This window comes from Streptomyces sp. NPDC002537 (genome assembly GCF_053594975.1).
The window spans coordinates 38,364-59,447 of the sequence record NZ_JBSFWT010000047.1 but is presented as its reverse complement, the minus strand read 5'-3'; the positions used below and the strand labels follow the sequence as shown (position 1 = coordinate 59,447).

At 72.7% G+C, this 21,084-nt stretch carries 20 protein-coding genes; 7 read left to right on the top strand and 13 right to left on the bottom strand.

The window, feature by feature from the left end; all coding sequences use genetic code 11:
- The 4 genes from ACWD4A_RS21445 to ACWD4A_RS21430 form a co-directional block, all read right to left on the bottom strand.
- Positions 1-776 (bottom strand): biotin/lipoyl-containing protein (locus tag ACWD4A_RS21445; RefSeq protein ID WP_451196088.1); only part of this gene is annotated, 776 nt, incomplete at its 3' end.
- A gap of 49 nt (positions 777-825) precedes the next feature.
- Complete coding sequence (gene lpdA, locus ACWD4A_RS21440; RefSeq protein WP_451196085.1) at positions 826-2,214, bottom strand: dihydrolipoyl dehydrogenase; 1,389 nt, start codon at positions 2,212-2,214, stop codon at positions 826-828.
- 299 nt (positions 2,215-2,513) lie between these two features.
- On the bottom strand, positions 2,514-4,037 hold the full coding sequence (locus tag ACWD4A_RS21435; RefSeq protein ID WP_451196083.1) for a leucyl aminopeptidase: 1,524 nt from the start codon (positions 4,035-4,037) through the stop codon (positions 2,514-2,516).
- A 463-nt stretch (positions 4,038-4,500) separates the two neighbouring features.
- Positions 4,501-5,277: an adenosylcobinamide-GDP ribazoletransferase gene (locus tag ACWD4A_RS21430; RefSeq protein WP_451196080.1), complete on the bottom strand. Its 777-nt coding sequence runs from the start codon at positions 5,275-5,277 to the stop codon at positions 4,501-4,503.
- 69 nt (positions 5,278-5,346) lie between these two features.
- On the opposite strand from ACWD4A_RS21430, the gene ACWD4A_RS21425 reads away from it, so the two are divergent.
- On the top strand, positions 5,347-6,084 hold the full coding sequence (locus ACWD4A_RS21425; RefSeq protein WP_451196078.1) for a hypothetical protein: 738 nt from the start codon (positions 5,347-5,349) through the stop codon (positions 6,082-6,084).
- Here the strand turns inward: ACWD4A_RS21425 and ACWD4A_RS21420 are convergent.
- From ACWD4A_RS21420 to ACWD4A_RS21405, 4 genes are all read right to left on the bottom strand, one after another.
- A complete protein-coding gene (locus tag ACWD4A_RS21420) occupies positions 6,051-6,770 on the bottom strand; it encodes a hypothetical protein (protein WP_451196075.1) in 720 nt (239 codons plus the stop codon). The genes ACWD4A_RS21425 and ACWD4A_RS21420 overlap by 34 nt on opposite strands.
- Positions 6,767-8,533: a phosphatidylglycerol lysyltransferase domain-containing protein gene (locus tag ACWD4A_RS21415; protein WP_451196073.1), complete on the bottom strand. Its 1,767-nt coding sequence runs from the start codon at positions 8,531-8,533 to the stop codon at positions 6,767-6,769. Before ACWD4A_RS21415 ends, ACWD4A_RS21420 begins: the two co-directional genes overlap by 4 nt.
- A 58-nt stretch (positions 8,534-8,591) precedes the next feature.
- Positions 8,592-9,638, bottom strand: a complete 1,047-nt coding sequence (gene cobT, locus ACWD4A_RS21410; protein ID WP_451196070.1) for a nicotinate-nucleotide--dimethylbenzimidazole phosphoribosyltransferase — start codon at positions 9,636-9,638, stop codon at positions 8,592-8,594.
- A 66-nt stretch (positions 9,639-9,704) separates the two neighbouring features.
- Positions 9,705-10,898, bottom strand: a complete 1,194-nt coding sequence (locus ACWD4A_RS21405) for a bifunctional adenosylcobinamide kinase/adenosylcobinamide-phosphate guanylyltransferase (protein ID WP_451196068.1) — start codon at positions 10,896-10,898, stop codon at positions 9,705-9,707.
- 117 nt (positions 10,899-11,015) lie between these two features.
- Here ACWD4A_RS21405 and ACWD4A_RS21400 point away from each other — a divergent pair, with 117 nt between their 5' ends.
- Positions 11,016-11,225 carry a hypothetical protein gene (locus ACWD4A_RS21400; RefSeq protein ID WP_451196066.1) on the top strand — a complete coding sequence of 70 codons (210 nt, stop codon included), beginning with the start codon at positions 11,016-11,018 and terminating at the stop codon, positions 11,223-11,225.
- A gap of 55 nt (positions 11,226-11,280) precedes the next feature.
- On the opposite strand, the gene ACWD4A_RS21395 is transcribed toward ACWD4A_RS21400, so the two are convergent.
- The 3 genes from ACWD4A_RS21395 to ACWD4A_RS21385 form a co-directional block, all read right to left on the bottom strand.
- Complete coding sequence (locus ACWD4A_RS21395) at positions 11,281-12,354, bottom strand: S1C family serine protease (protein WP_451196064.1); 1,074 nt, start codon at positions 12,352-12,354, stop codon at positions 11,281-11,283.
- Positions 12,355-12,437: 83 nt separating this feature from the next.
- Positions 12,438-13,145: a methyltransferase domain-containing protein gene (locus ACWD4A_RS21390; protein ID WP_451196061.1), complete on the bottom strand. Its 708-nt coding sequence runs from the start codon at positions 13,143-13,145 to the stop codon at positions 12,438-12,440.
- Between the two features lie 92 nt (positions 13,146-13,237).
- Positions 13,238-13,840, bottom strand: a complete 603-nt coding sequence (locus tag ACWD4A_RS21385) for a DUF3043 domain-containing protein (RefSeq protein ID WP_451196059.1) — start codon at positions 13,838-13,840, stop codon at positions 13,238-13,240.
- Positions 13,841-14,120: 280 nt separating this feature from the next.
- On the opposite strand from ACWD4A_RS21385, the gene ACWD4A_RS21380 reads away from it, so the two are divergent.
- The 4 genes from ACWD4A_RS21380 to ACWD4A_RS21365 all read left to right on the top strand — a co-directional run bounded on the left by ACWD4A_RS21380 (position 14,121) and on the right by ACWD4A_RS21365 (position 17,430).
- Complete coding sequence (locus ACWD4A_RS21380; RefSeq protein ID WP_451196058.1) at positions 14,121-14,918, top strand: PspA/IM30 family protein; 798 nt, start codon at positions 14,121-14,123, stop codon at positions 14,916-14,918.
- A gap of 83 nt (positions 14,919-15,001) precedes the next feature.
- The gene (gene pspAA, locus ACWD4A_RS21375) at positions 15,002-15,280 is read left to right on the top strand and encodes a PspA-associated protein PspAA (RefSeq protein WP_451196056.1); all 279 of its coding nucleotides are present in this window, start codon (positions 15,002-15,004) and stop codon (positions 15,278-15,280) included.
- A 133-nt stretch (positions 15,281-15,413) separates the two neighbouring features.
- The gene (locus ACWD4A_RS21370) at positions 15,414-16,718 is read left to right on the top strand and encodes a sensor histidine kinase (RefSeq protein ID WP_451196054.1); all 1,305 of its coding nucleotides are present in this window, start codon (positions 15,414-15,416) and stop codon (positions 16,716-16,718) included.
- A gap of 4 nt (positions 16,719-16,722) precedes the next feature.
- On the top strand, positions 16,723-17,430 hold the full coding sequence (locus ACWD4A_RS21365; RefSeq protein ID WP_451196051.1) for a response regulator: 708 nt from the start codon (positions 16,723-16,725) through the stop codon (positions 17,428-17,430).
- Positions 17,431-17,671: 241 nt separating this feature from the next.
- On the opposite strand, the gene nadA is transcribed toward ACWD4A_RS21365, so the two are convergent.
- The gene (gene nadA, locus ACWD4A_RS21360) at positions 17,672-18,850 is read right to left on the bottom strand and encodes a quinolinate synthase NadA (RefSeq protein WP_451196049.1); all 1,179 of its coding nucleotides are present in this window, start codon (positions 18,848-18,850) and stop codon (positions 17,672-17,674) included.
- Between the two features lie 247 nt (positions 18,851-19,097).
- On the opposite strand from nadA, the gene erpA reads away from it, so the two are divergent.
- Positions 19,098-19,454: an iron-sulfur cluster insertion protein ErpA gene (erpA, locus tag ACWD4A_RS21355; RefSeq protein ID WP_071963520.1), complete on the top strand. Its 357-nt coding sequence runs from the start codon at positions 19,098-19,100 to the stop codon at positions 19,452-19,454.
- Between the two features lie 79 nt (positions 19,455-19,533).
- Here the strand turns inward: erpA and ACWD4A_RS21350 are convergent, their stop codons facing one another.
- Positions 19,534-21,078: a hypothetical protein gene (locus ACWD4A_RS21350; RefSeq protein WP_451196046.1), complete on the bottom strand. Its 1,545-nt coding sequence runs from the start codon at positions 21,076-21,078 to the stop codon at positions 19,534-19,536.
- Positions 21,079-21,084 lie beyond the last annotated feature (6 nt).

Below are 21,084 nucleotides of genomic sequence, written 5' to 3'. Positions count from 1 at the left end.
TCGTCGCCGGTCTCCAACACTACGCGCGGACGCTGACGATCGGGGACCCTGTGGATAACTCCACGGTCGTGGGCCCGTTGATCTCCCGGAGCCGGTGCGGCGACCGGGGCCGGAGCGGCGACCGGGGCCGGGGCCGGAGCGGCGGCGGGGGCCGGAGCGGCCGGGGCCGCACCCGCGACACCGATGACGGCGAGCTTGGCGCCGACCTCGGCGGTCTCGTCCTCGGCGACGAGGATCTCCAGCAGGGTGCCGGCGACCGGGGCCGGGATCTCGGTGTCGACCTTGTCGGTGGAGACCTCGAGCAGCGGCTCGTCGACCTCGACCGTCTCGCCGACCTCCTTGAGCCAGCGGGTGACGGTGCCCTCGGACACGGACTCGCCCAGGGCGGGGAGCACGACCGGGGTGCCCTCGGCGGCACCGGCGGCCGGGGCGGCCGCGGGGGCCTCCGGAGCCGGGGCGGCGGCGACCGGGGCCGGAGCCTCGACCGGCGCGGCGGGGGCCTCGGCGGCCGGAGCGGCGGCCGGGGCCGGGGCGCCGGTGCCGTCGTCGATGATGGCCAGCTCGGCGCCGACCTCGACCGTCTCGTCCTCGGCGACCTTGATGGAGGCCAGGATGCCGGACGCGGGGGCCGGGATCTCGGTGTCGACCTTGTCGGTGGAGACCTCGAGCAACGGCTCGTCGGCCTCGACGCGCTCACCCTCGGCCTTCAGCCAGCGGGTGACGGTGCCCTCGGACACGCTCTCGCCGAGCGCCGGCAGTGTTACGGAAACCGCCATGGTTGCGGTTGCTCCTTACGAGTAGTGCGGATGGTGGTGCGCTCGGGAATTAGTCGTGCGCGTGCAGCGGCTTGCCGGCCAGGGCCAGGTGGGCCTCGCCGAGCGCCTCGGTCTGCGTCGGGTGCGCGTGGATGAGCTGCGCGACCTCGGCGGGCAGCGCCTCCCAGTTGTAGACCAGCTGGGCCTCGCCGACCTGCTCACCCATGCGGTCGCCGACCATGTGGATGCCGACGACGGCGCCGTCCTTGACCTGGACGAGCTTGATCTCGCCCTGGGTCTTCAGGATCTTGCTCTTGCCGTTGCCCGCGAGGTTGTACTTGAGGGCGACGACCTTGTCCGCGCCGTAGATCTCCTTGGCCTTGGCCTCGGTGATACCCACGGAGGCGACCTCCGGGTGGCAGTACGTCACGCGGGGCACGCCGTCGTAGTCGATCGGCACGGGCTTCAGACCGGCGAGCCGCTCCGCGACCAGGATGCCCTCGGCGTAGCCGACGTGCGCGAGCTGGAGCGTCGGGACGAGGTCACCGACGGCCGAGACGGTCGGCACGTTGGTCTGCATGTACTCGTCGACGAGGACATGGCCGCGGTCCATCGCGATGCCCTGCTCCTCGTAGCCGAGGTTCTGCGAGACCGGGCCGCGGCCGATGGCCACGAGCAGCACCTCGGCCTCGAACTCCTTGCCGTCCGCGAGGGTGACCTTCACGCCGTCGGCGGTGTACTCCGCCTTCTGGAAGAAGGTGCCCAGGTTGAACTTGATGCCGCGCTTGCGGAACGCGCGCTCCAGCAGCTTGGAGCTGTTCTCGTCCTCGACCGGGACGAGGTGCTTGAGGCCCTCGACGATGGTGACGTCGGTGCCGAAGGACTTCCACGCGGAGGCGAACTCGACGCCGATGACGCCGCCGCCCAGCACGATCGCGGACTTCGGCACGCGGTCCAGGAACAGCGCGTGGTCCGAGGAGATGATGCGGTCGCCGTCGATCTCCAGGCCCGGCAGCGAGCGCGGCACGGAGCCGGTCGCCAGCAGGATGTGACGGCCCTCGATACGCTGGCCGTTCACGTCGACCGAGGTCGGGGAGGACAGCCGGCCCTCGCCCTGGATGTGGGTCACCTTGCGGGAGGCGATCAGACCCTGCAGGCCCTTGTACAGGCCGCCGATCACCTCGTCCTTGTACTTGTGGACGGCCGCCATGTCGATGCCCTCGAAGGTGGCCTTGACACCGAACTGCGCGGACTCGCGCGCCTGGTCGGCGATCTCACCGGCGTGCAGCAGCGCCTTGGTGGGGATGCAGCCGTTGTGCAGGCAGGTGCCGCCGAGCTTGTTCTTCTCGATCAGGGCGACGTCCAGACCCAGCTGCGCACCGCGCAGGGCAGCGGAGTAACCGGCGCTGCCGCCTCCGAGGATCACTAGGTCGAAAACGGTGCTGGCGTCGTTCGCCACGTCACGTCCTCCATGCATGGGTACGCCGGAGCCGGTCGTCGATGACCGGGCGGCGGCTGTTGTTCGGCCGCTTTTGCTTCGGCCCTGGGTCAATGGGGCCCTGTCCTGCCGAGACAACATCTTCGCACTTGTTGACGGACGGCGGGACGCCGGGCCGGGCCTCCGAGGAGACTGATGCGTCACCTTCAGGGGTTACTCACGCGTACGGGCCGGTGGATTTCGTTACGGGCGAACGAATGCCAGGCGGCCCCGGGCGAAACGCTCGGGGCCGCACATTTCGCACGCGAGGCCGATCCGGCTCAGCCCAGGTCGCCTTCGGCGGTGTGCTCGGCCAGCCGGACGAGGGTACGGATCGAGGAGCCGGTACCACCCTTCGGGGTGTAGCCGTAAGGGGCGCTCTCGTGGTAAGCCGGGCCGGCGATGTCGAGGTGCGCCCAGGGGATGCCCTCGCCCACGAACTCCTTCAGGAAGATGCCCGCGAGCAGGCCGCTGCCCATCCGCTCGCCCATGTTGGTGAAGTCGGCGACGGGGGAGTCCATGGCCTTGCGCAGCTCGGCGGGGAGCGGCATCGGCCACGCCTGCTCGCCGACCTCCTCGGCGATCTCGTAGAGGGAGGTGCGGAACGCGTCGTCGTTGGCCATGACACCGAACGTGCGATTGCCGAGCGCGACCATCATGGCACCCGTCAGGGTGGCGACGTCCACCATCGCGTCGGGGTTCTCCTCCGAGGCGCGGGCCAGCGCGTCGCCCATGACCAGCCGGCCCTCGGCGTCCGTGTTGAGGACCTCGCAGGTCCTGCCGCCGTACATCCGGAGCACATCGCCCGGACGGGTGGCGGTGGCGGACGGCATGTTCTCGGCGAGGGCCAGCCAGCCGGTGACGTTGACCCGCAGCCCGAGCCGCGCCACGGCCACGACCGCGCCGAACACGGCGGCGGCGCCCGCCATGTCGCACTTCATGGTCTCGTTGTGACCGGCCGGCTTGAGGGAGATGCCGCCCGAGTCGTAGGTGATGCCCTTGCCGATCAGGGCGAGGGTCTTCTCCGCCTTGGGGTGGGTGTAGCCGATGCGCACCAGGCGCGGCGGGTTGACGGAGCCCTGGCCGACGCCCATGATGCCGCCGAAACCGCCCTTGAGCAGCGCCTTCTCGTCCAGCACCTCGACCTTGAGGCCGTGCTCCTTGCCCGCGGCCTGGGCCACGGAGGCGAACGCCTTCGGGGTGAGGTCGTTGGGCGGCAGGTTGACGAGGTCGCGGGCGCGGTTGATCTCCTCGGTCAGCACGGCGGCGCGCTCGGCGGCCGCCTTGTACGCCTTGTCCCGGGGCTTGGCGCCGACCAGCACGACCTCGGCGAGGGGCGCGTTCTTGTCGGCCTTCTCGTTCTTCCTGCTGCCGTCGACGGGGACGAAGGAGTACGCGCCGAGCAGCGCGCCCTCCGCGATCGCCGCGGTGGCCCCGGGGCCGTCCACCGGGAGGGCGAACCCGGCCTTCTTGCTGCCCGCCAGCGCGCGGGCCGCGGAGCCCGCGGCGCGGCGGAGCGCCTCGTGGCCGAAGTCCTCGCCCTTGGCCGGGGCGTCGCCCAGCCCGACCGCCAGCACGACCGGGACCTTCAGCCCGGACGGGGCGGGGAGCTTGGTCGTCTCGCCCTCGCCGCCGGTGGCGCCGAGGGTCTCCAGGACGGCGGCGAGCTTTCCGTCGAACGCTTTGTCCACGGCTTCGGCGCCGGGCGCGACGAGGGGGCCCTTGGGGCCCTTGGCCACGCCGATGACGATGGCGTCCGCGCGGAGCGTCGCCGCACTGGAAGTGCTGAGAGTCAGAGCAGACACGGTGTTGGGGTCCCTACTTCCGTTGAGTTCCTCGGCCGATGGGTGGGCCGGCCGCACCCTCGGCATCGTATGCGCCGGTAACACGATGCCGGGTTCCGGGCCACGGGTCGCCGTACGGCGGGTTGATTTCCGGCTGGCGGGGCGTCCCCCGGACTTCTGGCTGCGGACCGTCTGCCTCCCCCAGCCTTCGGCCGGGGGGACCCCCAGCGGCGGGGGCGGCCTGCGGCCGCGTCCTCAAACGCCGGACGGGCTGGTTTTGCTGGCGTAGTCCGTAGTCTGCGGGCCGCAGGTCAAAGAGCCACGGTCCGCGAAATCCAGCCCGTCCGGCGATTGAGGACACCGCGCGGAGCGCGGTCAGGGGTCTGGGGCGGAGCCCCAGTTTCGGGAAGGGAAAGGCCCGCCGCAGGCGCGTGCCGGCCCGCAGCCGGAGGTCTGTTCGCCGTCCGCCCGGCGCGAGGGCACCTCAGCCCAACGTCAGCGCGACCAGCGCCGTCGTCGCGGAGGTTTCCGCGAGGGCGCCGAAGACGTCACCGGTCACGCCACCGAAGCGGCGCACGCAGTGGCGGAGGAGCAGCTCCGCCGCCAGCAGGGCGAGCAGTACGGCGGCCGCGCCGTGCCAGGACAGCACACCGGCCCCGAGCGCGAGCACCGCGACGGCCACCGCCAGCGCGGAGCGCCCCCGCAGGACGCCCGCCACCGTGGCCCCCAGCCCCTCCGGCCGGGCCGGGGGCACCCCCGCCCGGGAGGCAAGGGTCAGGGAGCAGCGGGCGGCCGCCGCGGCCACCAGGGCCGCCGCCGCGCCGCGCGCCGCGCCCTCGCCGTACAGCGAGGCGAGGGCGGCGACCTGCCCGAGGAGGGCGAGCAGCAGGGTGATGACGCCGAAGGGCCCGATGTCGGACTGCTTCATGATGCGCAGCGCGTCCTCGGCCGGCTTGCCGCTGCCGAGGCCGTCGGCGACGTCCGCGAGGCCGTCCAGGTGGAGGCCGCGGGTGAGGACCGCGGGCACCGCGACGGCGGCCACGGCGGCGAGCGCGGGGCTCGCGCCCAGGAGCAGGAACAGCCAGCCCGCCGCACCCGCGCAGCCGCCCACGGCGAGCCCCGCCAGCGGTGCCGCCAGCATGCCGCCGCGGGCGGCCGCACGGTCCCAGCGGGTGACCCGTACGGGCAGGGCGGTCAGGGTGCCGAAGGCGAAGCGGAGGGCCTCGCCGGGGGTCGCGCGGGCGGAGGTCGTGTCGGTCATCGCGGGCACCCTATCCCGTCGGCCGGCGCAGTAGGTTTGCTGGTGAGAGGCGTTCGGGAGCGGGGTTCCATGGGTCACTGGCTGGCGCGCAACATTGTCGAACCGGGCAAACTGCCGCTGCTGCTCGCGCTGGCCGCCTTTGTGCTGACCTTCCTCGTCACCCGGGTGATCACCCGGCTGATCCGGGCGGGCAGGGGCCCCTTCCGCAACATCAACCCCGGCGGGCTGCATGTGCACCATGTGGTGCCCGGCATCGTGCTGATGGTGATCGGTGGCTTCGGCGCGGTCGCGGAGGGCAGGCACGGCTTCGGGGCGATGGTGTCGGCCGTGCTGTTCGGCACCGGCGCCGGGCTCGTACTGGACGAGTTCGCGCTCGTGCTGCACCTGGACGACGTCTACTGGACGGAGCAGGGCCGCAAGAGCGTCGAGGTCGTGGTGATGACGGCGGCGCTGGTCACGCTGCTGCTCTCCGGCTTCCTGCCGTTCGGTGTCAACGAGCTGACCCCCGACGAACTCCAGAACCGCACCATCGTCATGACCAACTTCCTGGCCAACTTCCTGATCTCGCTGATCGCCCTCGCCAAGGGCAAGCCGCGGATCTTCGTGATCGGCTGTGTGGTGCCGCTGGTGGCGCTGATCGGCGCGGTGCGGCTGGCCCGGCCCGGGTCGCCGTGGGCGCGGCGGTTCTACCGCGCCCGTCCGAAGGCCCGCCGCCGGGCGCGGGTGCGCGCCTACCGGCACGACGCCCGCTGGGCCGCCGTGCGCAACCGCCTTCACGACCTCCTGGCCGGTGCCCCCGACCGCTGACCGCCGCCCTGGTAGGCGTCCCGCCGGGGCTTGCGCCGCCGCCGCGCCTCGTCGGCGACGCAGAGCACGAGCATCGCGAGGACGGCCGCGATGTGCTCCTTGCCCGCCAGGTTCGGCTTGACGGCGGCCTCCACCGCTATGGCCAGCACGACCGTGGCGCAGGTGAACCACGCCCGGTAGCGCCAGGAGATGTACACCGCCAGCCCGACCACCGCCGCCGAGGGCCCGGTGTCGATGACCTTGGCGGCCTCCGGCGGCAGCCCGAACACCGAGCCCGGCCCGATGTGGACGGCCAGCCGCGCGTACATCGTCCCGGCGAGCGTGGCCACGTACGAGATGGCCAGCGTGCGCCACTTGCCCAGGCAGATCTCCGCGATGCCGAAGACCAGCAGCACCTGTGCCAGCGCGCCCCACACCGGCAGGTCCAGCGCGGGGACGAACAGCGAGAGCGGGGTCCGCAGCAGCGCCAGCCACCAGGGCAACTGCGCCTGTACCGAGCCCAGTTTCTGCACCGGCTGGAAGCCCCAGGGCTGGTTCTGGACCAGCTGGAAGACCGAGGTCAGGACCACGGCCGTGAGCGTCATGGGGATCGCGCGGAGCTTTTCGCGCACGAGGGCCCGCCGGACGGTGCCGACGAGCGGGCCCCATTCGGTGCACGCGGCGCGACGCAGCGCCGCGCGGTTCATCGTGGGCTCTCCAGGTGCTTTCGGTTGAGCCACTTGGGCAGGCCGGGGGCTTCCAGGAAGCCTTCGGCGCGGGCGCTCGCGATCCCGATCCTCGGCAGATCGCTGCTCTTCTCGAACAGCATGAAACGAGGTTCCCAGATGGGGCGGTATTTCGCATTTGCTCGGTAGAGCGATTCGATCTGCCACCAGCGGGAGAAGAAGCTCAGCAGCGAGCGCCAGATCCGCAGCACCGGTCCCGCGCCCAGCTTCGAACCCCGCTCGAACACCGACCGGAACATCGCGAAGTTCAGCGAGACCTGGGTGATGCCGAGCGCCTTGGCCTGCTGGAGCAGTTCGATGACCATGAACTCCATCAGGCCGTTCTCGGAGTCCCGGTCACGGCGCATCAGGTCCAGGGACAGGCCCTTGGGGCCCCACGGCACAAAGCTCAGCAGGGCCCGCAGCTCGCCCTTGCCGTCGTGGCACTCCAGCATCACGCAGCGGCCGTCGCCCGGGTCGCCCAGCCGTCCGAGCGCCATCGAGAAGCCGCGCTCGGTCGCCCCGTCGCGCCAGTCGTCCGCGTGCCGCAGCAGTTCGGTCATCTCCGCGTCGGGGATGTCCTCGTGGCGCCGGACGCGCACGGTGTAACCGGCCCGCTTGACCCTGTTGTACGCCTGGCGGACGGTCCGCATCGCGCGGCCGTCCAGGGTGAACTCGGCGGTGTCCACGATGGCTTCGTCGCCGATCTCCAGCGCGTTCAGCCCGTGCCGGGCGTAGATCGTGCCGCCCTCCTCGCTCGCGCCCATCACGGCCGGGCTCCAGCCGTGCTCGCGGGCCTCCGCCAGCCAGGGCTCGATGGCGCCGGGCCATGCCTCGGGGTCGCCGATGGGATCGCCGGAGGCCAGGGAGACCCCGCCGATCACGCGATAGGTGACGGCCGCCTTGCCGCTGGGGGACCAGACGACGCTCTTCTCCCGGCGCAGCGCGAAGTAGCCGAGCGAGTCCCGGTCGCCGTGCCGCTCCAGCAGGACGCGCAGCTTCTCCTCGTCCTCCCCGGTGAGCGGGTCGGTGGCCCGCCGGGCGCGGAACGCCGCGTACACCACGAGCAGCAGCAGGGCCGAGCTCATGACGTTGATGAAGACGGCGACCCAGCCGGGCGGGCTGATCCCGGGGTAGCGCTGCTCGTCCACGGCGATCGAGATCAGCCGCATGAAGCCGTACTGCCAGCGGTCCAGGAACGTCGAACGGTACGCGTCCCCCGCCTCGTTGGTGACCGTGACCAGCAGGCCCGCGATCAGCGAGGTGACCAGCAGGCCGGCCACCGCGACGATCGAGGCGAGCCTGGGGTTGGAGCGGTCGCCCTTGGCGTAGAACTCGCGGCGCCCCACCAGCAGGGCGAGCACGAAGAGCCCGGTCGCCACCAGGGAGAACCAGTTCGGACCGTGCCTGTTGAACTGCCGGTCCGTCATCAGCAGCGCCATGAAGACCAGGAACAGCCCGGACAGCGCCAGGTTGAGGATCCACGAGGCGCGCTTGCGGCGGCGCAGGGTCACCGCCATGACGAGCGACCACAGCGCCGACGCGAAGCCCGCCGTCAGCAGGTAGGGCGTGAAGAACTCGTCGTCGTTGTGCCGGCGGATGTCCGCACCGAACGACACCCACACCGCGCTGAGCAGGTTGATGAACGTGACAACGCGCAGGTACCACACGGCGAAAGCGGCGGCACGCCGGGACCGGGTGGAAACCGGCGCGACTTCATCCGGAGTCAAGCGGACTTCTCCCATGAAAATTGAGCATATGGGGCACTGTCTGCGGTCGAGTTCTCACGCTCGACAAAGGCTGTCAGTCGCGTTCGGGAAGCTCCGCCGCCAAGGCCGCGGCCGCCTGCACCAATGGCAACGCGAGCAACGCCCCTGTCCCTTCCCCCACAGTGACGCCATGATCGAGCAAAGGGTTGAGAGCCATCCGGTCCAGCGCCTTCGCCTGCGCCGGATCGCCGCTCGACTGCCCGGCCAGCCACCAGTCGGGCGCCCGGAACGCGACCCGCTGCGCCACCAGCGCGCACGCCGCCGAGACCACCCCGTCGAGGATGACCGGCATCCGGCGCACCGCGCTCTGCAGCAGGAAGCCCGTGGCCGCGGCGACATCCGCGCCGCCGGTCGCCGCGAGCAGCTGGAGCTGGTCGCCCAGCACCGGGCGGGCCCGGCGCAGCGCGTCCCGGATCGCCGCGCACTTGCGCATCCACGCCAGGTCGTCGATGCCCGCGCCGCCGCGGCCGGTGACCACGGACGCGTCCGTGCCGCACAGGGCGCCGATCAGGGTGCCCGCCGCAGTGGTGCCGCCCACGCTGAGGTCGCCCAGGACCACCAGGTCCGTCCCGGAGTCGGCCTCCTCGTCGGCGATGGCCATGCCCGCGCGGAACGCGGCCTCCGCCTCCTCGAAGGTCAGGGCGTCCTCGACGTCGATCCGGCCGGAGCCCCGGCGCACCCGGTGCCGGGTGACCTCCTCGGGCAGCTCGTCCGGGTCGCAGTCCACGGACATGTCGACGACGCGCAGCCGCGCGCCCGCCCGCCGTGCCAGGATCGCGGCGGTGCTCCGCCCGTCCAGGGTCGCCCGTACGAGTTCCCGCGCGCCGCCCTTGGGACCGGCCGACACGCCCAGCTCCGCCACGCCGTGGTCGCCCGCGAACAGCAGCGCGGTGACCTGCTCGACGGGCTTGACCGGCACGGAGCCCTGCGCCGCGGCGAGCCATTCGGCGAGCTCGTCCAGCCTGCCCAGCGCGCCCGGACGGGGCACCAGGCGCTCTCGCCGCGCTTCGGCGTCCCGGCGCACGGCCGGGTCGGGACGCTCGATCAGGGTGGCGAAGTCATCAAGATTCAGACCGCTCATCCGCGCAACACTACCCGTGCGCGCGGGCCCTATACCCGTTCCGGTTCCGCATCCGCGTGCGCGCTGTCAGCGCAGCGGCAGTGCCTGGCCCGCGACGATCAGCACGACCTGCTCGCACTCGGCGGCGACGGCCGCGTTCAGCCGGCCCAGCGCGTCGCGGAAGCGGCGCCCCGACGCGGTCGCCGGGACCACGCCCGAGCCGACCTCGTTGCTGACGGCCACCACCGTGCGGCTCGTCCCGCGCACGGCCGCCACCAGGGACTCCACCCGCGCGGCGAGCGCGGCGGACCCGCCGCCCGACCACGTCGCGTCGTCCCACGCCCCGACGGAGTCCATCGCGTCCGTCAGCCACAGCGCCAGACAGTCGATCAGCAGGGGCGGGCCGTCCGCGGTCAGCAGCGGCACGAGGTCGCAGGTCTCCAGCGTGCGCCAGGACCCCGGGCGGCGTTCGCGGTGGAGGGCCACCCGGGCCGCCCAGTCGGCGTCCCCCTCGCGTGTGCCGCCGGTGGCGACGTAGACGACGTCGGGGAACGACTCCAGCCGCCGCTCCGCCTCCACCGACTTGCCGGACCGGGCCCCGCCCAGCACCAGCGTCCGGCGGGGCAGGTCCGGCACCGCGTGGTAGTCGCCGACGACCAGGGTCGTGCCGTCCGGCACGGCCCGCGCGCCCGCGGCCGCCAGCTGCCGGTGCAGCTCGCGGCCCGGCGGCACGTCGTGGTCGAGGTGGACGGCGAGCACGTCGGTCGTCGCGGTGACGGCGCCCGCGGCGCGCAGCCGGGCCAGCGCGTCGGGCCTGCCGACGACGTCGAGCAGCACCATGTCGTACGGCCGTGACCCGACGGTCCCGGCCGGGGCGCCGCCCGGCGGCAGGTACAGCAGCCGCTCGCCGTCCGGCGACGTCACCTCGTAGCCGGTGCCCGGCGCGTCCAGGGCCACCGCCAGCACCTTGTGCCCGCTGATCAGCGACAGTTCACGGCCGTCCGGCACCCGGCCCGGCGTGGGCAGCCCCGCCGGGAACTCGACGGCCGGGCCGTCGTGCGGGTGCGAGAGCAGCACCTGCCGGACACCGGCGATCGACCGGCCCGCGCGGGCGGCCGCGAAGGCGGGCCCCGGGGTGAGGTCCAGGAGCAGCACCCCGTCCACGAGGAGCGCGGTCGCGGCCCGCGCGTCGTCGCCGACGGCGGTGGCGCAGGACGCGCAGGGGCAGTCGGGGCGGGGCAGCCCGTCGGGGGCTCCGGTGCCGAGCAGAGTCAGTTCCACGCCCTGATCGTCTCGCGTCCGCCGGGCACGGGCGCGCCGGGCTCACCCTTTCTTGTCGGGCACGGGCCGTTAGGCTGCGCTCCACGGTTCGGCGTATCCAAGTCCCGGGAGGCGGACATGGCGTGGGTGTGGCGGTTCGAGAAGGCCGATGGTACGGAGACCTCGCCCGCGGTGGAGCCGGAGGACTTCACCACGCAGGGCGACGCGGAGTCCTGGATCGGTGAGATCTGGAAGGAACTCCTCGACGGGGGCACGGAACAGGTCACGCTGTTCGAGGACGGCTCGGAGATCTACACGATGAGCCTGCGCGCCGCCGTCGACAGCTGACGGCGTACGGGGCCGCGGGGCCGTCCGGTCCCGTGGCCCTCTCCGGGCGCGGTGGTCACATCTCGCCCAATGTCACCGTCACCGTGTGCTCCGTACCGTCCCGGTCGTACGTCACCTCGGCGCGGTCGCCCGGCTTGAGGGCCGCGAGCGCAACGGTCAGGGACTGCATGGTGGTGACGGGCTCCTTGTTCAGCCGGGTGATGATGTCGCCCGCCTTGATGCCCGCCTTCTCGGCGGCACCGCCCCCCGCCACGGAGACCACCGCGACCCCGGCGGGCGCGAAGTCCTGGCCCACGATCGTGCGCGCGGTGATGCCGAGCGCGGCCCGGCCGGAGTCCGTGACCTTGCCGCTCCTGATGATCTGACCGGCGATGGTGTGCACCGTCGCGGCGGGGATCGCGAAACCGATGCCGGGCGCCGCGCCCTGCCCCAGCTCGGGGTCGGTCGCGGCCAGCGTCGGGATGCCGATGACCTGTCCGGCCAGGTTCACCAGGGCGCCGCCGCTGTTGCCCGGGTTGATGGCCGCGGAGGTCTGCACCATGTTGGTGATGGTCGCGCCGGTGCCTCCGCCGCTGCGGCCCTCGCTGACCGTACGGCCCACGGCGGAGACGATGCCCTGGGTGACGCTGCTGGACAGGCCCAGCGGATTGCCCATGGCCAGCACGATCTGCCCGACCTCCACCTTGGCGGAGTCGCCGAGCGCGGCGGGCTTGATGTTCTTGGGCACGTCGTCCAGCTGGACGACGGCGAGGTCCTGCTCGGGGTAGCTCGACACGAGCCGGGCGCCGACCGCGTCACCGCCCGTGGCCATGGTGACCTTGAACGTCCGGGCGTCGCCGACGACATGCGCGTTGGTGACGATGTGGCCCTTGTCGTCGTAGACGACACCGGAACCGAGCCCCTCGCCGGTGGTGATCTGCACGACGGAGGGCAGCACCTCCTTGACCACCTTCTCGTACGCCGCCTGGAGGTCCCCCGCCGATCCGGCGGGGGCGGCGACCGGCGCCGTCGACGGGGCGGCGGCGCTCTTCGAGGCGGTCGGCGTACGGGCGCCGGAACACCCGGCGAGCAGCACGGCGGCACAGGCCGCCGCGATCAGGGGGAGGGTACGGGCGCGGGAACCATCCATATGTCGGAGTATCACTCCGCGTGGGTGTCCTGTCGCGCGTTGTCCTCGATCGCCCGTCCGGCGACCGAGGACACGGGCGGGTGTCAGCCCCGCACACCGCACAGGTGCAGCAGCGCCGCCACGGCCCGGTACGGGTCCGTCCGCCCGGCGCGGTCCTCCGCGGTCAGCAGGCGGTGCAGCTCCTCGCCGGCCGGCGGCCGCGCGTCGTTCCCGGCCTGGTCGGTGAAGACCCGCACCCCGTACCAGGCGTGCAGCGGTGTGCCGATGCCGGCGAGTGTCGCCGTCAGGGTCTCCAGCCGGTCCGCGCGCACGTCCAGGCCGATGCGGTTGCGGTAGGCGGGGGAGTCGAAGGCCGCGAGCGCGGTGTCCCAGTCCCCGGCCAGCCCCGGCCGCATGGCCAGGGCATCGGCGTTCCGCACGACCAGGGACAGCAGGCCGCCCGGCGCGAGCACCCGGGCCAGCCCGGCGAGCATCGGGTCCGGCTCCGGCACGTACATCAGGACGCCGTGGCAGAGGACGACGTCGAACGCGCCGGGCAGGAAGTGCGCCCCCGTGTCCCGGCCGTCGCCCTCGATGATCCGCATCCGTTCCTGGATGCCCTCGGGCTCGGCGGCCAGGGCCTCGCGGACCGCCGCCACCATCCGGGGGTCGGACTCCAGACCGGTCACCTCGTGACCGGCGCGGGCCAGCCGCAGCGCCTGCGTGCCCTGCCCGAGGCCGACGTCGAGGACGCGCAGCCGGCGGCCGACCGGGAACCGGGCCGCTATCTGTTCGTCGAGCTGGCGCGCCACCAGCTCCTGCCGGACGGTGTTCCTGACCCCCCCGAGCCCCCTGAGCCAGCCTTCGGCGCCACCGCCGAAGCCGCCGGCGAGGGCGGCACCGATCAGGGCTTCTCCCCGCGCTTGACCTGGGGCTTGGGCAGCCGCAGCCGACGGATCTGGAGGGTGCGCATCAGGCCGTAGGCCACGGCACCGCGCCGGTTCTCGTCGGGGAAGCGCTGCTTGAGGGCGCGCTTGAGGGTGATTCCCGTGATCACGGAGTTGATGACGATCAGGGCGATCACGATCATCCAGGCGAGCAGCACATAGACCTGGAAGCTGCCGCGGTTGACCATGCTCATGACGAGGATGATCACGGCGAGGGGGAGGAAGAACTCCGCCACCGAGTACCGCGCGTCCACGAAGTCGCGCGCGAAGCGGCGGATCGGGCCCTTGTCGCGGGCCGGCAGGTAGCGCTCGTCCCCGCTGGCGAGGGCCTCGCGCTGCTTGGCGAGGTCCACGCGCCGGGCCTCGCGCGCACGCTTCGTGGCGTCCTTGCGGTTGGCCGGCGTACTGGCCAGGCTGCGGCGCTGCGAGGCGGCCTCGCTGCGCTTGGGGGTCGGGCGGCCCTTCGGGGCCTGCGGGTCACGGGGCTGCTGGGGCCGGTCCGGGGTCGCCTTGGCGGCCGCGGCCTGCTCATCCTTGGAGGTGGAACGGCTTCGGAACACGAAACCCAAGGGTACGGGGTGCGGGCGGATGGCCCCAGCCGCACGGGGAACGATCCGGCAACGGCGGTGCGTTCACCCCGTGGGAGCCGGGCCGCGGCGGGCCCACCGCTCCCCGGTGTCCGCCCTACTCCTTGCGCCGGAGCCCGGCGACCTTGTGATCGTCCTGGAGGAGGAGCGCATCGATGCCCGAACGGTGCGGTAATGGAAGCGGGCCCCGTACTGTGGGTTCTGCAAGATGTGCTGGAGTTCGTAGTCCGTCAGAAGGGGGCGCCCGAGGCCCATGAGCGGTGTCATGAAGCGTATGGGAATGATTTTCCGCGCGAAGGCCAACAAGGCCCTGGACCGGGCCGAGGATCCGCGCGAGACTCTCGACTACTCGTACCAGAAGCAGCTCGAGCTGCTCCAGAAGGTACGGCGCGGAGTGGCCGACGTCGCCACCTCCCGCAAGCGCCTGGAGCTCCAGCTCAACCAGCTCCAGGGCCAGTCCACCAAGCTGGAGGACCAGGGCCGCAAGGCGCTCGCCCTCGGCCGCGAGGATCTGGCGCGTGAGGCGCTCTCCCGCCGCGCCGCGCTGCAGCAGCAGGTCAGCGACCTGGAGACGCAGCACCAGACCCTGCAGGGCGAGGAGGAGAAGCTGACGCTGGCCGCGCAGCGCCTCCAGGCCAAGGTCGACGCCTTCCGCACCAAGAAGGAGACCCTCAAGGCCACGTACACCGCCGCCCAGGCGCAGACCCGCATCGGCGAGGCCTTCTCCGGCATCTCCGAGGAGATGGGCGACGTCGGCCTGGCCATCCAGCGCGCGGAGGACAAGACCGCGCAGATGCAGGCGCGGGCCGGGGCCATCGACGAGCTGCTCGCCTCGGGCGCGCTCGACGACCCCACCGGCATGGCCAAGGACGACATCACCGCGGAGCTGGAGCGGCTCTCCGGCGGCAACGACGTGGAGCTGGAGCTCCAGCGGATGAAGGCGGAGCTCGCGGGCGGCAGCAGCGCCGGCAAGCAGGCCATCGAGGGCGGAAAGCCCGGCCAGACCGGCACCGCACAGCCCCAGGACACCCCGCGCCTCGACAAGCAGTGAGCTTCGAAAAGCAGTGATCAGGGCAGAGATCAGGGCACAGATCAGGAAGTGAGCCCGCAGGCACCCGAGCGAGGGAGACCGTCATGATCGTGCGGATCATGGGGGAGGGGCAGGTGAAGCTGGCCGACAGCCACTTCACCGAGCTCAACAGGCTGGACGACGAGCTGCTCGACGAGATGGAGAGCGGTGACGAGGAAGGCTTCCGCCGCACCCTCGTCGCGCTCCTCGAATCCGTGCGCCGCCTGGGCACACCCCTGCCCGACGATGCCCTGGAGCCCTCCGAGCTGATCCTGCCCTCGCCCGACGCCTCCCTCGACGAGGTCAGGGAGATGCTGAGCGACGAGGGGCTCATCCCCGGCTGACCCGGCGGATTCCCTGCCGGCCTCCGCGCACTCCAGCACCCGCGGCGCCCCCGACCCCACCGGGGCGGGGGCGCTCCGGTACGCCGGTGCGGCACGGCACGGCGGTGGAGCGCGCCCTTCCCGATGGGACCCGATGCCTCCTCTCGCCGTCACCGGCCTGTGCCGCGCCCGCGGCTGGCTGCGCACCCACCCGCTCGCCGCCGACTCGCTGCTGGCCGCCGCCACCTTCGCCACCGTCCTGATCGGCTCGGTCGTCAACCGCCACAGCGGCACCCTGCCCGCGCCGGGTCTCGGCTTCGTCCTGCTGAGCGCCCTGGCCTGCGCCTGTCTCGTGGCCCGCCGCCGCGCCCCGCGCACGGTGCTCTGCGCGACGTCCGCGCTCACCCTCGTCGAGGTCGTCAGCGGCCGTGACGACCCCCCGCGCACCCAGATCGCGATGGCCGTCGTCGTCGCCCTCTACACCGTCGCCTCCCGCACCGAGCGGCCCGCGACCTGGCGGATCGCCGCCCTCACCGTCGCCCTGCTCGGGGGCATCGTCGTGCTCTCCGGGGTGCCGCCCTGGTATTCGCAGGAGAATCTCGGGCTCCTTGCCTGGACCGGCCTGGCCGCCGCCGCGGGCGACGCCGTCCGCAGCCGCCGGGCCTATATCGCCGCGGTCGAGGAACGGGCCGAACGGGCGGAGCTCACCCGCGAGGAGGAGGCCCGCCGCCGGGTCGCCGAGGAACGGCTGCGGATCGCCCGCGAGCTCCACGACGTCGTCGCCCACCACATCGCGCTCGTCAACGTCCAGGCCGGGGTCGCCTCGCACGTCATGGACAGCCGCCCCGACCAGGCCAAGGAGGCCCTCGCCCACGTCCGGGAGGCCAGCCGCACGGCGCTCGCGGAGCTGAGCGCCACCGTCGGCCTGCTGCGCCAGTACGGCGACCCGGCGGCGCCCACCGAACCGGCGCCCGGCCTCGCCGCCCTCGACCAGCTCGTCGACGGCTTCGCCCGCGCGGGCCTGTGCGTCGGCGTCAGCGCGGTGTCGGACCTCCCGGACGGCCCCGGGACGGGCACCCGCGCGGCGGAGGCCGCCGCCGTCGTCGGGAAGCTGCCCGCCGCCGTCGACCTGGCCGCGTACCGCGTCCTCCAGGAAGCGCTCACCAACGTCCACAAGCACGCGGGCCCCGGCGCGCACGCCGAGGTCACCCTGGAGCGCGGCCCGGACGCCCTCCTCCTCACCGTCCTGGACGACGGCGGCGACCCGCCCCGGGAACCGGACGCGCCCACCGCGCCCGGCCGGATCACCGGCGGCCACGGCCTGGTCGGCATGCGCGAGCGCGCCCACGCCCTCGGCGGCACCTGCGAGGCGGACCCCCGCGCCGGCACCCCCGGCTTCCGGGTCCGGGTGACACTGCCGCTCCCCGCCCGTACGGGCGGCCGGGCGCGCCTAGGCTGAGGCCATGCCTGACGAGCCGCCCACAGAGGGCATACGGGTCCTCCTCGCCGACGACCAGGCGCTGCTGCGCAGCGCGTTCCGGGTGCTGGTGAACTCCGAGCCGGACATGACCGTGGTGGGGGAGGCAGCGGACGGCGCCGAGGCCGTCGAACTCGCCCGCCGCCATGTACCGGACGTCGTCCTGATGGACATCCGGATGCCCGGCACGGACGGCCTCGCCGCGACCCGCGCGATCTGCTCGGACCCCGCGCTCTCGGAGGTGCGGGTGGTGATGCTGACGACCTTCGAGGTCGACGAGTACGTGGTGCAGTCGCTGCGCGCGGGCGCCTCGGGCTTCCTCGGCAAGGGCGCGGAGCCGGAGGAACTGCTGTCCGCGATCCGGATCACCAGGGCGGGGGAGTCGCTGCTGTCACCGGCGGCGACGAAGGGGCTGATCGCGAAGTTCCTCGCCCAGGGCGGGCCGGAGCCGTGGCACGACGGCACGGCTCCGACGGCGGCCCGCCTCGACGCCCTGACCGGGCGGGAACGGGAGGTCCTGGTGCAGGTGGCCGGAGGCCTGTCGAACGACGAGATCGGCGAACGGCTGGCTGTCAGCCCGCTGACGGTGAAGACCCATGTGAACCGCGCGATGGCGAAGCTGGGCGCCCGCGACCGCGCCCAACTGGTCGTCATCGCCTACGAGTCGGGGCTCGTCCGCCCACGGGCGGACTAGTCCCCTGCCCCGCCCCTTCCCGGCTGTGCCGATACCCCCAAAGCGGCTGCGCCGCTTGTCCTCGATCGCCGGACGGGCTGGATGTGCGGACCGCGGCTCTTCGGCCTGCGGCCCGCAGGCTGCGGACTACGCCCGCACAATTCAGCCCGTCCGGCGTTTGAGGACGCGGCCGCAGGCCGCCCCCGCCGCTGGGGGTCCCCCCGGACGGAGTCTGGGGGAGGCAACGGACCCGCACCCATGCTTACGGCAACGCCAGCATCCGCTCCAGCGCCAGCCTGGAGAAGGCGGCCACCTCCGGGTCGACCTCGATGCGGTTGACGACCTTGCCGTCCGCCAAGGACTCCAGCGCCCACACCAGGTGCGGCAGGTCGATCCGGTTCATCGTGGAGCAGAAGCACACCGTCTTGTCGAGGAAGACGATCTCCTTGCCCTCATCGGCGAAACGGTTCGCCAGCCGCCGTACGAGGTTGAGCTCCGTTCCGATGGCCCACTTGGAGCCGGCCGGGGCGGCCTCCAGGGCCTTGATGATGTACTCCGTGGAGCCGACGTAGTCCGCCGCCGCCACGACCTCGTGCCTGCACTCGGGGTGCACCAGCACATTGACGCCGGGGATGCGCTCGCGCACGTCGCGCACGGAGTCCAGGGAGAAGCGGCCGTGCACCGAGCAGTGCCCGCGCCACAGGATCATCTTCGCGGCCCGCAGCTCCTCGGCGGTCAGCCCGCCGCCCGGCTTGTGCGGGTTGTAGACGACGCAGTCGTCCAGGGACATGCCCAGGTCACGGACGGCCGTGTTGCGGCCGAGGTGCTGGTCGGGGAGGAAGAGCACCTTCTCGCCCTGCTCGAACGCCCAGGTCAGCGCGCGCTCGGCGTTGGAGGAGGTGCAGATCGTGCCGCCGTGCTTGCCGGTGAAGGCCTTGATGTCGGCGGAGGAGTTCATGTACGAGACGGGGACGGTCGCCTCGGCGACGCCCGCCTCGGTCAGCACGTCCCAGCACTCGGCGACCTGCTCGGCGGTGGCCATGTCGGCCATCGAGCAGCCCGCGGCCAGGTCGGGCAGCACGACCTGCTGGGCGTCGGTGGTCAGGATGTCCGCCGACTCGGCCATGAAGTGCACGCCGCAGAACACGATGTACTCGGCGTCGGGCCGGGCGGCCGCGTCCCGCGCGAGCTTGAACGAGTCCCCGGTGACGTCCGCGAACTCGATGACCTCGTCGCGCTGGTAGTGGTGCCCCAGCACGAAGACCTTGTCGCCGAGCCTGGCCTTGGCCGCGCGGGCGCGTTCGACCAGGTCGGGGTCGGACGGCGCCGGCAGGTCGCCCGGGCACTCCACGCCCCGCTCGCTCTTCGGGTCGGCCTCGCGGCCGAGCAGCAGGAGCGCGAGGGGGGTGGGCTCGACATCCAAGGGTTGGGCGGTGGTCACGACACGCACCCTTTCTGTTCTGCGGACGGCCGCTACGGGCCTTGTCGTCAATTTGACGCTATCTATCATAACTGCTTCATGTCACTTTGACGATGGCCATCGCGTCGATGTGACGCATTCCCGATCGGGCGGGTGGTGTGCGAGCATGAAAGACGAGAAGTGACGTGGCGGACCCGGAATGAATCCGGGAGGCCGGCGGTTGCAGCCGAGGGCAAGCAGTCCGCACGAAACCCCGGGAGTGAAGCAGATGTCCGTTCAGGACGAGAAGACCACTGTGAGCGACGGCATCCTCCTGTCCGACGCCGCGGCCGCCAAGGTCAAGAGCCTGCTGGAGCAGGAGGGCCGTGAGGACCTCGCCCTGCGTGTGGCCGTCCAGCCCGGTGGCTGCTCCGGTCTGCGCTACCAGCTCTTCTTCGACGAGCGCTCGCTCGACGGCGACGTCGTCAAGGACTTCGACGGCGTCAAGGTCGTCACCGACCGCATGAGCGCCCCCTACCTGGGCGGCGCCTCCATCGACTTCGTCGACACCATCGAGAAGCAGGGCTTCACCATCGACAACCCGAACGCCACGGGTTCCTGCGCCTGCGGTGACTCCTTCAGCTAAGCCGTCCGGCGATGCCCTGATACGCGCATGAGGCGGCGCCCCCGCGAAGGGGCGCCGCCTTCGGCGTTCCTCCCGCCGCTCACTTCCCCTGGGCCGCCGCCGGCACGGGCTCGCCCGTGACCGCGTCCACGACCTTCCGGTCGTCCAGCGGCTTCTCCAGCGTCACCGTCCGGTCCATGCGCTCCGCCATCATCACGCACATCCGGCCCGGCTGCTTCTCCGTGCCGACGACCTTCACCGTCACCGCCTCCGAGGACTGCTCGGCCGACGCCGCGTAGTCGTTGCACACCCCGCCCCAGAAGTGCAGGACGAGCGTCCTGCCGTCCTGGCTGTACGAATCGACGCGCATCGGCGACGACTTGGGGCCGTCCGACGGCGCCGAACCGGCCGGTGCGGAGGCCGGACCGGAAGGCTCCGACGGTGCCTTGAGGAACTTCGGATCCACCGCGGTCTGCACGACCGGCACCGTGGCCTCCTTGTCGGTCGACCCGGGCATCCACACCTGGAAGACCCACGACGGCACCAGCGCCTCCCGCCCCCGTACATACTGCTGCGCGAGCGCGAACGACGCCCCGCGCACCACCGCCGGGTCCCCGCCCGCCGTACCGTTCCCCGGGCAGGGCGCCGACAGGCCCCCCGCGTCCGGCACCGCCGTCGCACAGCCGCCGACGGCCACCGGCCGTCCCGGCCCGCTGTGCGCGTTCAGCTCCTTCAGCGCCTCGTCCGCACCGACCAGCGGATACTCGGCACCCTTCACCGGGGCCTGCAACTGCCCGGCGCCCTTGACCAGTTGCGCGTCCGAACCGACCTCCAGGGTGGTCTGCCTGCCGTACGTCGGCATGCCGTCCACCACCGGGTCCGCGCGGACGGCCCGCACCGCCCCGAAGGTCTGGTGCGCGTCGAGCTTCGCGCCGTCCTGGCCGAGGACCTTCAGCACGGGAGCGGCCGCGTTCCTCGCCTTCTCCTGCGTCACCGCCCGCGCGTCACCCGGCGCGATGCCCCGGTACTGCGGGCAGCCGCCGGACGGCAGCTCCGCGACCAGGCTCTGATCCGTGCCCTTCCGCGGCCCCGGCCCCGGATGCACACAGCCCCCGCCCGGCGAGCCGTACCGCGAGAACGACCAGTCGCCCGGCCCCTGTTGCTTCACCTGCAGCACCGGCTCGTCCGAGCCCGGCGCGCCCCCCACCCGCCAGACGCCCTGCTCCAGCCGGGGCGCGCCCGGCACCGACAGCGCCTTGGCCAGCGAGGCCACCTCGTCCTTGCCCACCTCGCCCTCGGACAGGTAGACCGGCGCCTTCCGCGGCCCGTCCGGAAGCTGCCCCTCCGCGCGGTAGCGCACCCCGCGGGGGTCCGGCTCGCCCACCGCGATGCCGTGGGAGGAACCGCCGCCCGACCGATAGCCGTCCAGCACCAGCGGCGGGGGAGAGCCGTCGGCCCCCGCTCCGCCGGAAGTCCCGGAGTCCGTACCGTCCGCCGCGGTGGAGGCCCAGTACGCGCCCCCGCCACCGGCCAGCAGCACCGCCGCCGCCACCGAGGCGACCGCCAGCCGCGGGTGCCTCCGCCGCCCCTTGGGGTCAGGGGTGCGATCGGGGTTGCTCTCCGGTGTCCCGCCCTCGGTGCTCACCACATC